The following is a 10,656-nucleotide window of genomic DNA, read 5'->3' on the forward strand; positions in this document are numbered from 1 at the left end:
AGCGGAATGCTGACGCTGGGGCCGGTGTCCCGGTACCTGGCGGAGGCGGAGGACTGCGCCGGTCAGGGGTGACCGGCACCGGGCGCTCCCGCTCCGGGTCCGCGGAGCCCGGTCACTCCGCGAGCTTGTCGCATACCTCGGCGGTCAGCCGGTCGGCGTCGTCGAGTGCGGCGGTGAGGGTTCGCGGAGTCGTGCCGAGGGATGAGAAGAGCTTGTGGGCCCGTCCGGCGAAGTCCGCGGGGGCGTTGGCGAGTTGTCCGGCGGCGCGTACCGCTCCCTTCTCGTTGAGGACCCAGTGCCGGGCGTGGGCGTGGAGGGCGTGCACGAGGAGTCCGACCGCGCGGAAGAGACAGCCGGAGACGAAGAAGACGTCACCTCGGGCCGCCCCCTTGCGGGCGCCGGCCAGGATGAACGGTGCCTCCCAGCGGGCGTTGTCGACGAGCGCCCGGCGCAGTGGCTCGGGGTAGTGGCGCGTCTGCTCCCGCAGGGCACGCAGCTCACCGCCGGGGTCGGCGAGGATGCGGCCGAGGGCCAGCTCACCGGCGTAGGAGTGGGAGTACACGCCCAGGGGGTGGCCGGGCTGGGCGCCGATCTCGAACCGTCCGGCGCGGCACTGCCGCCAGACGCGGTGCACGCGGTCCAGATTCCGGTAGATCCAGTCGACGCGGTGGCCGTCGACGGTCAGCCAGGCGCCGCCGTCCACCCACGGCCCCCAGCCGCCCGGCTCGGTCACCTCCACCGGCCCACCGGTCAGCTCGGCCGCGAGCAGGCGCAGGGCGGCGGTGTCGAGCGGCGGCCGGTAGTACAGGCCCAGGTCGAAGTCGGAGTCGGGACCGTGGGTGCCTCTGGCCCGGCTCCCGCCCAGGCACACCCCGACGACGCCGCCGACACCGGCCAGCCGGTCCGCGATCTCCGTCAAGCGTTCCACGGTGCCCAGTCTGCTGGGGCGGATCGCCCCGCGCGACCGGATTACCGGGCCACGGGGGGCTCTCGCAGGGCCTTCGCGATCAGGTCGTGGATCAGGTGTTCGCCGGGGGCCCGGTTCTCCTTGAGGACGGCAAGGTCGTCGGGGCCGAACCAGCGGTACGCGGTGTGTTTGGACCACTCCAGGACGGGGCGGTCCAAATCGCCGTCGACCTCGACGAGGTAGTCGGCCTCATGGCGCGGTCCGGCCCCGTCGTCGCCGTTCCAGGTGGTGATCCCGAGCAGGCGGCGGACACGGCGCAGGCGCCAGCCGGTCTCCTCTTCGATCTCGCGGGCGAGGGCGTCCGGCAACGACTCGCCGGGCTCGACGTGCCCGCCGACGATGTCCCAGCAGTCGGGGAAGAGCCGTCGGCGGGGGCCGCGCTTCTGCGCGAAGGCCCGGCCGTCCCGGTCGAGGACGACGGCACCGACCGTCCACGCCTCGCCGGGGGCGGGTACGGGGAACTCGACGTCGTCGTCCACGGTCACGCGGTGCTGGTCGTCCGGCATGCCCTCACCCTACGGCCGTCTCAAGGCCGTGTCCGGCCGTCGGGCCGGCCGGCGGTGATGCCCGCGAGGATGAGGTCGATGCCGGCGAGGAACTCCGCCCGGTCGTCGTGCTCGCGCAGCTGCCCGGCGACATCGCGGGTGAACGGGTACTGGTCGGGATCCAGTTCACCCCACGCGGTCGCCACGGCATCGAGGAACGCGGTGCGGTCCGTGTTCGCCTGGGCCGCCCGGGTGTTGGCGGCGTTCTGGCCCGCCACTCCGAGGATGTAGCTCAACAGCGCGGACGCCGCGGTGAACTGGGCGGCTTCGGGCACCTGGAGCGCCCGCACCTGGCGTCCGATGCGCTCGAAGACCCCCAGCATCGGCGACCTCCCCGGCGTGCGCGGGAGTTGGGCGAGCGTGGTGCCGACCCATGGGTGGGCGTCGATCGCGTCGAACACCCCGAGCGCGAGCGCGCGGATCGCCTCCTGCGGCGTCGCGCCGGTGTCGTCGCCGGCGAGGGTGGGGGCGATGACGGCGTCTATGGCGGCGACGAGGAGTTCGGTCTTGCCCGCGACGTGCCAGTAGATCGCTCCGGGGCCGGTCGCGAGGCGCTCGGCCAGCGCGCGGAACGTGAGTCCGCCTTCGCCGACGGTGTCGAGGAGTTCGACGGCGGCGGCGACGATGCGCTCCCGGGAGAGTGGTTCCTGCCGTCGCTCCGGACGACTCTTCCTGCTTGCCATGGCTTCAGTCTAGGCGCTCTGGAACGCCATTCCAGCTTGACAAGTCCTGGAACGTCGTTCCATTGTGAGTGCCGCTGGAACACTGTTCCAGTCGGTTGGCGGAACACCGCTCCAGTCGTGCTTGGCCGATCCGCCGGGTGTCCGCCCGGCGGTCCCCGATCCGGAGGGAAACCCCATGACCATCACCCCTGTCACGATCATCGGAGCGGGACTCGGCGGACTGACGCTCGCCCGGGTTCTCCATGTGCACGGCATCCCGGCGACGGTCTACGAGGCGGAGTCCTCACCGACGTCCCGCACCCAGGGCGGTCTGCTCGACATCCACGACCACGACGGGCAGCTCGCGCTCAAGGCCGCCGGGCTGCACGAGGAGTTCCTCGGCATCATCCACCAGGGCGCCGAAGCCTCCCGGGTCCTCGACAAGAACGGTCGGCTCCTGCTGGACGAGCCGGACGACGGCACCGGCGGGCGTCCGGAGGTGCCGCGCGGCGAGCTGCGGCGGATCCTGCTCGACTCGCTGCCCGCCGGCACGGTCCGGTGGGGGCGCAAGGTCACCTCGGTGCGGCCCCTCGGCGGCGGCCGGCACGAGGTGACGTTCGCGGACGGGACCGCCGTGACGGCCGGCCTGCTCGTCGGCGCGGACGGAGCCTGGTCCCGGGTCCGTCCGCTCCTGTCCGAGGCCAGGCCCGAGTTCGTCGGGACATGCCTGATCGAGACCTGCCTGTACGACAGCGACACCCGCCATCCGGCCGCCGCGCGGGCCGTGGGCGACGGCTCGCTCTTCGCCCTCGCCCCCGGCAGGGGCATCTCCGCCCATCGCGAGCCGGACGGCGTCCTGCACACCTACGTGACGCTCCGCAAGCCACAGGAGTGGCTGGACTCCCTGGACTTCGGCGACACCGCGGGCGTCACCGCCCGTATAGCCGCCGAGTTCCACGACTGGGCCCCGGAACTCACCGCCCTGATCACGGACGGAGAGACCCCGCCTGTCCCCCGCGCCATCCACGCCCTGCCGATCGGACACCGCTGGGACCGCGTGCCCGGCGTCACACTGCTCGGCGACGCCGCCCACCTGATGCACCCGTCCGGCGACGGGGCCAACCTCGCCATGTACGACGGCGCCGAACTCGGCAAGGCCCTCGCCGCGCACCCGTACGACACCGAGGCCGCGCTGGCCTCGTACGAGGAGGCGCTCTTCCCCCGCGGCGCCGCCGTCGCCGCCATGGCTTCCCGCGTCCACGCCCTGTGCCTCGACGACAACGCCCCCTACAGCCTTGTCGACTTCTTCACCGGCCACGGGCAGCGGACGGAGTGAACCACCCGCGCCCCGGCCGGCGGGTTGCGGGTGGCGACCCGGATGCCGCGGCACCCGCCGTTGCCCCCTGGGGGCGTCCACAGCCGGCGAAATCCCGGGGGCCGGCAGGGCCAAGCGCCGTACGCGCGGCTCCGGACGCCGGCGGAAAGGCACCCGGCGTCAGGACCGGGACACACCGCTCCTCGACCAGCCGCGCGCCTCCCCCTCGTCGATGAGGCGCCGCCCGGCCCGCCACAGCGCGGAGGACGCCTCCCCGATCACGGCCTTGCGGGCGCGGACGTCGTCCGCGGTGATGCCCGGGGTTCGCCATGTGCCGCCACGGGCCATCCAGTTGAGCAGGAGTGGCTGGAGCCGGTCCATCGCCTTGGCGAACTTCGCCTCGGGGGTGCGGCGTTCCTCGAACTCGTCCCACAGGGAGCGCATCCGCCGGGCCTGGTCCGCCGGCAGCAGTCCGAACAGCTCGTCGGCCGCGGCGGCTTCACGCTCCTGCTGACCGGCCCCCGCGGCACTGTCGTACAGCGGGGTGTCACCGGCGTAGATCTCGACGAGGTCGTGCAGCAGGACGAGCTGGACGGTGTGCCCGACGTCGATGGGCTGGTCGGAGTGTTCGGCGAGGATCACCACCATCATCGCCAGGTGCCATGAATGCTCCGCGTCGTTCTCGCGACGGTCCGCGGCGGCCAGCGGGGACTGCCGGAGGATGGTCTTCAGCTGGTCCACCTCCACCAGGAAGGTGAGTTGGGCGCGCAGTCTTTCCTCGAGGTCGTCGGGGAAGGGTGTCTTCTCCGCGAGCAGGCTTCGCCGTTCATCGCTCATGCGCTCATCGTGGCAGAGGGGGGTACGGCCGCGCCGGTTCCCCTCGCCTCCCGGTGTGAGAGGCTCCAGGAGAGTGAGAGGGCGGGGAGCATGACCACATGGGGGCTGATCGTCGAGACCACCACGGGCTCGGCGGATCGCAAGCACACCGAGGCCTGGGTGATGGTGCACTTCACCGGGTCTCGTGAGCAGGCGCTCGCGGAGCTGGAGCGGCGGGCGCGGAGCTACTCCCCCGAGCATCCCAGGTTCCCCAAGCGCCGCCGGCTGTTGCGGGACGGGGACGGTTTCCTCCTTGTCGTCGACGGAGCGACGCAGTCGTTCCTCACCCGCTTCACCGTGGCGGAGCTGCTGGAGGACTCCGAGGCGCGCTGAACCACGGCCGGAGTGTGCGGCCCCTGTCAGGTCTGCGCCACGGACTCCGCCTCCGCGCCGTACAGCCGGGCCGGATCGAAGCGCATGCCGGTGAACTGGCCCGCGAGTTCGAGGGACAGTACGCCGTGCAGCCGGGTCCAGAAGGCGAGGGCGCGCCGGAGGGCCGACGGGGGTGCCGGGTGCTGTCCGGCCCAGGCCCGGTGTGCGTGCAGATGCTCCTCCAGGTCAGACACCGGCGCGTCGGGGGCTTCCTCCGCGGTGCAGGCGTCGAGGATGACGGCCATGATCTCCGAGGCGATCCGGGTGGTGTCGTCGGGCGCCTGGTAGCCGGGCACCGGGGTCCCGTAGACGAGGAAGTAGCGCTGGGGGTCGGCCAGGGCCCACTCGCGCAGGGCCTGCGCGAGGCCGTGGAGGTCGGTGCCGGCCTCGGCGCGGGCGCGGAAGGTGTCGGCCAGGCTGCGGTAGGCGTCCCTGATGAGCGCCGTGATCAGCTCGTCGCGGCCGGCGAAGTAGCGGTACAGGGCCGGTCCGCTCATGCCCATCCGCTTGGCGATGGCGTTGAGGGAGAGCGCGGAGGCCCCCGCGGTCGCGATCTGCTCCCAGGCGTGCTCCTTGATCTCCTCCCGCACCTGGGCGCGGTAGCGCTCCCTGGGAGTGCTCGCTTCCGGCTTGCTCACGGCCGTCTCCCCGCTCTCTCGGCAACTGGCGGTTAGAACCTATCACCGACGCTACCGACCGTCGCCACGGAAGGGGCTACCGCCTGCAACGGCCGCGAGGTTCTCCGGAAACAGGAGGGCTGTCGTGGCAGGGACTCCTCGACCAGGTGCGTTGCCGCGCGTCATGCGCCCCGGGGGCCTGCGGATCCGGCGCGCGGCCGTGCCCATGCCCGATCCCGGCCCGGGGCGGCTCATGATCGCCATGGAGGCGACCGGGCCCCTCGTTCGCCGAGCGGCAGACGCGCCGCGGGGCGGTATCCCGGCCGACCGCCGTCTCGCTGCCGTCGCGGGCGACCGAGGCAGGCCGGGGAGGTCCGTCCGTCACTCCTTCGGCCCCGTACCACGGCCCTCCGAGGGGCGCGCGTACGCCGTCCGGTCGAGGCTCTCCATACGGCACGACTGAAATCGACGTAGGTGAGGGTGGTGGCGATGGCGATGCGCACACGGGCGTTGGTGTCGGAGTTCCTCGGGACTCTGCTTCTGGTCTTCTTCGCCGTGGGCTGCGCGGCTCTGGGGGTCGAGTTCATCGGCACCCTGGGCATCGCGCTGGCCTTCGGCTTCGTGCTGCTCGCCCTCGCCTACGCGCTCGGGCCCATCTCCGGGTGCCACGTCAATCCGGCGGTGACCCTGGGCATGCTGTGCGCCCGCCGCATCGACGTGGCCACCGCGATCGGCTACTGGATCGCGCAGTTCGTCGGCGGCATCGCCGGGGCGGCCCTGCTCTTCCTGCTCGCCGAACAGGTGCCCGGCTTCCATGCCCACGGCGCCTTCGGCAGCAACGGCTACGGGGACCGGTCGGCGGTGCACATCAACACCGGCGGCGCGTTCCTCGCCGAGGTCGTCCTCACCTTCCTCCTCGTGTTCGTGGTGCTCGGGGTGACACACCGGGTCGCGGTCGTCGGCTTCGACGGTCTGCCGATCGGCATCGCCCTCGCCGTCATCCACCTCCTCGGCATCCCGCTGACCGGTACGTCGGTCAATCCGGCGCGCAGCCTCGGCCCCGCCCTGTTCGCCGGTGGTCCCGCGCTGTCGCAGCTGTGGTTGTTCATCGTCGCGCCGCTGGTCGGCGGTCTGCTCGCGGCGCTCGTCCACCACGTGACGCACCCGGCGGGCGAGGAGCGCACGATCGCCGACGAGGTGGCGGCGACCTGATGACCCGTCAGACATGCGGCTCCGCGACCATTGCGGCGAACTCGTCGGGGGTGGTGAGACGGACGCCGGGGGCTCGGCCTTCACACACTCGGAACCCGTTTCCTCCCCCGCGACGACCAGGCCGGTTTCCTTCGAGACGCTGTCCGGCGACCTGCCGCCGGCGCGCTCGGTCAGCCCGTTCCTCCGCTTGCGGGAGAGGACCGGTCATCGCACCGGTGACCACGCCCTTCATCCCGGCCAACGGGCCCGCGTCGGCGTCACTCTCCGGGCACAGGGTGGGTTTTGTCCGGTCAGCCCACGAGTGGGCCACCGACCGAAGCGGCCGGCACGGGCCGCGCTCCCTCGGGTGGTGACGCCACGGTGACGGGCTTGCCCACATCCGTCAGGTTCATCGTCGAAGAGACCTTCATGCCGCCGAGATCGCATGCCAGAAGGGCGCGGGTGATCAGTCCCTCCTTGGTGACCCACACATCGGCGGTCGCCGGAAGTTCGTCACCGGTCATCGCCATCGCCTCTTCCGCCTTCTCGCGACGCTCCTTCACCATCCGCAGCAGCAAAGGCTTGTGGTCCAGCTTCCCGGTGTAATGCCGAGCCGGAACTCCGTTCACCTTCTCCTCGCCGGCGGCGGTGAGGCTGTGCGCCATGCTCACCTGGCGCAGCACGAACTCCGGGTCGTTGAGGGGCGCACGCAACAACGCGTGGACTTCGGCCTCGTCCCGGGAAGTGGACCGCCAGCCGGTGTCGCCGTTCATTTCCTCGGGCATCCGGAAAGAGACGGTGCTCCCGTGGAAGATCTCGTCCAGGCGCACCGCCGCATCGGGGGAAGCGCCGGCATGGGTCAGTGAGACCTTCAGGCTGCCCCGGTCGGCCTTCATGTCGAAGGCACCCTTCACCGTGATGGTGAAGTCCTGGCCCATGCCGGTCAGCCTGATCCGGTCGTCGATCCGGGCCGTGCTCCGCTGCGTGGTGTCGACGGCGGCCCGTACTTCCCGGCCCGCGTCGACGGCCGGTGCCGGAGACGACGCCGCGGACGTCGTCTGTTCCCTGCCCCCGGCCGCCCGGCCCCCGGAGGCCGACGAGCAGCCGGACGCGAGTACGGCTATGGCGCTGACGCCGACGAGAGTGGCTGAACGCCGCATGTGATCCCCGTAGGTGGTGTTGGGACAAGGCGGAGTTCCCCTTGTTGCAGAACGGCAGTCTATTGCCCCAGGTCAGTGCGTCCTGCCCGCGCCGCGATTCGCCCGCGGGGCATCCCTTGGGGAAGGGCGTTCCCGGCGGCTGAGGCCGGAGGCCCTGCTCGCCGACGAGGTGGGCGGCCGACCCGAGGACACCTTCGCCCCCGTCGTCGCGGACACCCCCGGCCCCCACGGCAAGACCACCACCCGGCACCGCGACGAGTCCGGTGGGTCATGGCGAAGGCGCTCCCGAAGCACGGCCGCGCGATCGGAGACCGCCGCCGAGGCCCGCCGCGAGTGAACCCGCCGAGCGGATCCGTCCGCTCAGCGGCCGACGGCGGTACCCGCCGCGCCCGGGGCCTGCCGTCCGTCCGGTTCGATGTCGTCGTCCAGGTCCTCCAGGAAGCCGGCCAGGATGTCGGTGACCTCGTCCAGGGTGCGGGCGCTGAAGAGGACCGGCTGGTAGCCGCGGATGTCGTAGGGGGTGGCGAGCATGGCGTCGATGTCCAGTGGCCGGACGTCGGCCGCGCCCAGCCGGCCGATCTCGCCGTAGGAGGACAGCAGGGCCGCGCCGTACGCCTTCGGGGCCCCGCCCTCGTCGAGGACGCCGTACTCCAGGGTGAACCAGTACACGTCGCTGATCATCTGCAACACGTCCGCGCGCTCGACCCGCATCGCCGCCTTCCCGATCAGGCGGTAGATCCGGGCGAAGGCGGGCGAGGCGAGGTGGATGCCGTGGCCGAAGACGTCGTGGATGACGTCGGGCTCCGGGGTGAACAGCGGTACGGCGGGGTGCCGGACGAACTGCACCGCGTGGAAGTAGCCGTCCGCCATCGATCCCAGGAACCGTTTGTTCTCGACCACTCCCCCGGCGAGGGTGAAGTCGAACCCCGTCAGCCGCCGCAGGCGGGCGCCGACCTCGGCGTGCTGCGGGATGTGGTCCGCGGGGACCGGCGCGTGCTCCCTGGCGTCGAGGGCGGCACGGCACGCGTGTTCGTCCTGGGCCGACCACAGCGCCCGGTGGACGGTGCGCCAGGTCCTCTCCTCGTCCTCGGTGTAGTCGACGGGCGGGGACGGGTCACCCACCCCGTGGCCGCGGGCCCGCGCGGCGATCTCCCCGCGGCGGTGCAGATAGTCCGGATCGCTCAGACCGGGGTGCGCGCCGGCCTCGCCCAGTCGGCCGTCGGCCGCGACGGGCGTTCGCACCTGGATGCCGCTCATGAACCGATCATTCCTTCCCGTCCTGGTCGGTCGGGCGGTACTCGGGGCAGCGGACTCCTGTTCCCGGCCGGCGCGCCGGTCTGGCCGACGGCATGGTGACCGGGTCGAAAAGCGCGGCACCGGGCCGGCGGTCCGGGTGTGGACCTGTGCCGTCACCCCGGGTACCGCCTGAGGCGTCTCGGTTCGCGTGGCCGCCTCTCACGGCGGCCGGGGCCCGCGGGCCCGGACCGGCCGGCGACGAGTCCCCCGGACCGACTGTTCAGCTGGCTCACTCGTTCGAGTGGAACGAGCGTGACGTACGCCTTCCGTGGCCAGTCTCCCCTCAGCACGACCGTTCGGCCACCGGCCCTGGGCGTCGTCCCCACTGCCGCCGCCGCGTCGCCGATCCGCACGATGCGTACCTCCCGCCGTCCGTGGCAGCGGTCGTCAGTCATGCTCCGGCAACTCCACGACGACCGTGCCGAATCGCTTGCCCTCGATCAGCTCCTGCAACGCCCATGGGGCACGATCGATGCCCGTGAACCGGGTGAGGGGGAGACGGATCCGGCCGGACCGCAGCCAGTCGGCGAACCGCGCGGTCCACTCCGCCTCCACACCGGGATGGTCGGTGCCGAGGTACCCCCGCACCGACACCCCTTTGACGATCAGCCGGAACGTGTCGATCTCCGCCGGGGCGACGGCGCCGGAACCCTCCGCCGCCAGCTGCCCGGACAGCGCGCCGACCAGGACGAACCGCGCACCCTGCCGGGCGGCGTCCACCGCCGCGCTGAGCTGCGGGCCGCCCACGTTGTCGAGGAGCACGTCGATGCCGTCCGGCGCGGCCTCGGCGAGCTGACCGGCGAAGGCCCGGTACGCCTCCCGGGAGTTGCCCGAGCCGCGCCCCTCGCGCCAGGACCCGGCGGTCACCACCGCGTCGTAGCCCAGCTCGGCGACGAGACGCCCGGCCTTCCCCGGCGAGCCGGTGGTGCCGATCACCCGGGAGGCGCCAAGCAGCCGGGCGATCTGCCCCGCCAGCGAACCCACCCCGCCGGCGGCCCCGGTGACCAGGACGACGTCTCCCTCGCGCACACCGGCGACCCGGGTCAGCGCTCCGTACGCCGCGGAGCCGGAGGCGAGCCGGGCGACCGGGTCGGGCAGCGCCGGGTCGACCCTCGCGCACTCCGCCTCCGGTACGAGGGCGTACTCACGCCAGCCGAGCAGGTGCGTCACCGTATCGCCCGGGCGCAGCGGGCTGCCCGGCGGAGCGAGGACCACCTCGCCGACGGCCGGCCCGTACAGGGTGTCTCCCGGGCGCAGCGTGGGCACCGGAGTGTCCTTCGCCGCCCCGCCGAGCAGGGTGCGCAGTCCGCCGTAGACCAGGAACCGCCGGTTGCGGACGAGGACCCGACCGCGCGCCGGGGCTTCCACCGGGACCTCGGCGAGGGCGAAGTCCGCGGGCGTGGGGAGCCCCGCGGGCAGAGCGGCGAGCCGTACCTCACGGCTGATCCGCTGTGGGAGCGATGTCATGCGTGACCTCCTGGGCAGTGGCGGGGCGAGGGGGAGCGACGGGACGACGCGTGTCGGCGCGCCGACGCGTCGGACGGCCGGGACGCGATGGTTCCGGCCGGTCGAGCGCGCACACGCTAAACCCTGACCCGCACGTCAAAGGCAAGACCGCCCCGAGCGTCGAGCCGGTCGCCCGGCGTGCGGTCCGG

Annotated in this window: 12 protein-coding genes and 1 pseudogene; 4 read left to right on the forward strand and 9 right to left on the reverse strand. The window is 72.6% G+C overall.

Annotation, left to right across the window (positions count from 1 at the left end; translation table 11 throughout):
• Positions 1 to 112: 112 nt before the first annotated feature.
• The 3 genes from H5J33_RS12335 to H5J33_RS12345 are packed head-to-tail and all read right to left on the reverse strand — an operon-like array spanning position 113 to position 2,195.
• The gene (locus H5J33_RS12335; RefSeq protein WP_181794944.1) at positions 113 to 928 is read right to left on the reverse strand and encodes a nucleotidyltransferase domain-containing protein; all 816 of its coding nucleotides are present in this window, start codon (positions 926 to 928) and stop codon (positions 113 to 115) included.
• Between the two features lie 41 nt (positions 929 to 969).
• Entirely contained in the window at positions 970 to 1,473 is a 504-nt protein-coding gene (locus H5J33_RS12340; RefSeq protein ID WP_181794945.1) for an NUDIX hydrolase, read from the reverse strand.
• 20 nt (positions 1,474 to 1,493) lie between these two features.
• Positions 1,494 to 2,195: a TetR/AcrR family transcriptional regulator gene (locus H5J33_RS12345; RefSeq protein WP_181794946.1), complete on the reverse strand. Its 702-nt coding sequence runs from the start codon at positions 2,193 to 2,195 to the stop codon at positions 1,494 to 1,496.
• A 175-nt stretch (positions 2,196 to 2,370) separates the two neighbouring features.
• On the opposite strand from H5J33_RS12345, the gene H5J33_RS12350 reads away from it, so the two are divergent.
• Positions 2,371 to 3,510 (forward strand): NAD(P)/FAD-dependent oxidoreductase, encoded by a 1,140-nt coding sequence (locus tag H5J33_RS12350; RefSeq protein WP_181794947.1) that lies wholly within the window; start codon positions 2,371 to 2,373, stop codon positions 3,508 to 3,510.
• 159 nt (positions 3,511 to 3,669) lie between these two features.
• Here the strand turns inward: H5J33_RS12350 and H5J33_RS12355 are convergent, their stop codons facing one another.
• Positions 3,670 to 4,326, reverse strand: a complete 657-nt coding sequence (locus tag H5J33_RS12355) for an HD family hydrolase (RefSeq protein ID WP_181794948.1) — start codon at positions 4,324 to 4,326, stop codon at positions 3,670 to 3,672.
• Between the two features lie 90 nt (positions 4,327 to 4,416).
• On the opposite strand from H5J33_RS12355, the gene H5J33_RS12360 reads away from it, so the two are divergent.
• A complete protein-coding gene (locus H5J33_RS12360; protein WP_399552813.1) occupies positions 4,417 to 4,698 on the forward strand; it encodes a hypothetical protein in 282 nt (93 codons plus the stop codon).
• A 26-nt stretch (positions 4,699 to 4,724) separates the two neighbouring features.
• Here the strand turns inward: H5J33_RS12360 and H5J33_RS12365 are convergent, their stop codons facing one another.
• On the reverse strand, positions 4,725 to 5,375 hold the full coding sequence (locus H5J33_RS12365; RefSeq protein ID WP_181794949.1) for a TetR/AcrR family transcriptional regulator: 651 nt from the start codon (positions 5,373 to 5,375) through the stop codon (positions 4,725 to 4,727).
• 474 nt (positions 5,376 to 5,849) lie between these two features.
• Here H5J33_RS12365 and H5J33_RS12370 point away from each other — a divergent pair, with 474 nt between their 5' ends.
• On the forward strand, positions 5,850 to 6,566 hold the full coding sequence (locus H5J33_RS12370) for an MIP family channel protein (RefSeq protein WP_181794954.1): 717 nt from the start codon (positions 5,850 to 5,852) through the stop codon (positions 6,564 to 6,566).
• 7 nt (positions 6,567 to 6,573) lie between these two features.
• Here the strand turns inward: H5J33_RS12370 and H5J33_RS37395 are convergent.
• Both H5J33_RS37395 and H5J33_RS12375 read right to left on the reverse strand, forming a co-directional pair.
• Positions 6,574 to 6,828: pseudogene (locus H5J33_RS37395) on the reverse strand (NAD-dependent DNA ligase LigA); the annotation flags it as partial.
• A gap of 28 nt (positions 6,829 to 6,856) precedes the next feature.
• Positions 6,857 to 7,483 carry a hypothetical protein gene (locus H5J33_RS12375; protein ID WP_181794950.1) on the reverse strand — a complete coding sequence of 209 codons (627 nt, stop codon included), beginning with the start codon at positions 7,481 to 7,483 and terminating at the stop codon, positions 6,857 to 6,859.
• Here H5J33_RS12375 and H5J33_RS12380 point away from each other — a divergent pair.
• Complete coding sequence (locus tag H5J33_RS12380) at positions 7,482 to 7,709, forward strand: hypothetical protein (RefSeq protein ID WP_181794951.1); 228 nt, start codon at positions 7,482 to 7,484, stop codon at positions 7,707 to 7,709. The genes H5J33_RS12375 and H5J33_RS12380 overlap by 2 nt on opposite strands.
• 356 nt (positions 7,710 to 8,065) lie before the next feature.
• Here the strand turns inward: H5J33_RS12380 and H5J33_RS12385 are convergent, their stop codons facing one another.
• Both H5J33_RS12385 and H5J33_RS12390 read right to left on the reverse strand, forming a co-directional pair.
• Positions 8,066 to 8,962 carry a phenylalanine 4-monooxygenase gene (locus H5J33_RS12385; protein WP_181794952.1) on the reverse strand — a complete coding sequence of 299 codons (897 nt, stop codon included), beginning with the start codon at positions 8,960 to 8,962 and terminating at the stop codon, positions 8,066 to 8,068.
• 426 nt (positions 8,963 to 9,388) lie between these two features.
• Entirely contained in the window at positions 9,389 to 10,468 is a 1,080-nt protein-coding gene (locus H5J33_RS12390) for an NADP-dependent oxidoreductase (protein WP_181794953.1), read from the reverse strand.
• Positions 10,469 to 10,656 lie beyond the last annotated feature (188 nt).

This window comes from Streptomyces sp. WELS2 (genome assembly GCF_013870595.1).
Classification (GTDB): Bacteria; Actinomycetota; Actinomycetes; order Streptomycetales; family Streptomycetaceae; genus Streptomyces.

What these genes read in the sequence shown, in the direction of transcription:
- H5J33_RS12385 (WP_181794952.1), bottom strand. Translation starts at nt 8,962, where the DNA reads ATGAGCGGCATCCAGGTGCGAACGCCCGTCGCGGCCGACGGCCGACTG.
- H5J33_RS12370 (WP_181794954.1), top strand. Translation starts at nt 5,850, where the DNA reads ATGCGCACACGGGCGTTGGTGTCGGAGTTCCTCGGGACTCTGCTTCTG.
- H5J33_RS12355 (WP_181794948.1), bottom strand. Translation starts at nt 4,326, where the DNA reads ATGAGCGATGAACGGCGAAGCCTGCTCGCGGAGAAGACACCCTTCCCC.
- H5J33_RS12380 (WP_181794951.1), top strand. Translation starts at nt 7,482, where the DNA reads ATGCCGGTCAGCCTGATCCGGTCGTCGATCCGGGCCGTGCTCCGCTGC.
- H5J33_RS12340 (WP_181794945.1), bottom strand. Translation starts at nt 1,473, where the DNA reads ATGCCGGACGACCAGCACCGCGTGACCGTGGACGACGACGTCGAGTTC.
- H5J33_RS12390 (WP_181794953.1), bottom strand. Translation starts at nt 10,468, where the DNA reads ATGACATCGCTCCCACAGCGGATCAGCCGTGAGGTACGGCTCGCCGCT.
- H5J33_RS12360 (WP_399552813.1), top strand. Translation starts at nt 4,417, where the DNA reads ATGACCACATGGGGGCTGATCGTCGAGACCACCACGGGCTCGGCGGAT.
- H5J33_RS12350 (WP_181794947.1), top strand. Translation starts at nt 2,371, where the DNA reads ATGACCATCACCCCTGTCACGATCATCGGAGCGGGACTCGGCGGACTG.
- H5J33_RS12375 (WP_181794950.1), bottom strand. Translation starts at nt 7,483, where the DNA reads ATGGGCCAGGACTTCACCATCACGGTGAAGGGTGCCTTCGACATGAAG.
- H5J33_RS12345 (WP_181794946.1), bottom strand. Translation starts at nt 2,195, where the DNA reads ATGGCAAGCAGGAAGAGTCGTCCGGAGCGACGGCAGGAACCACTCTCC.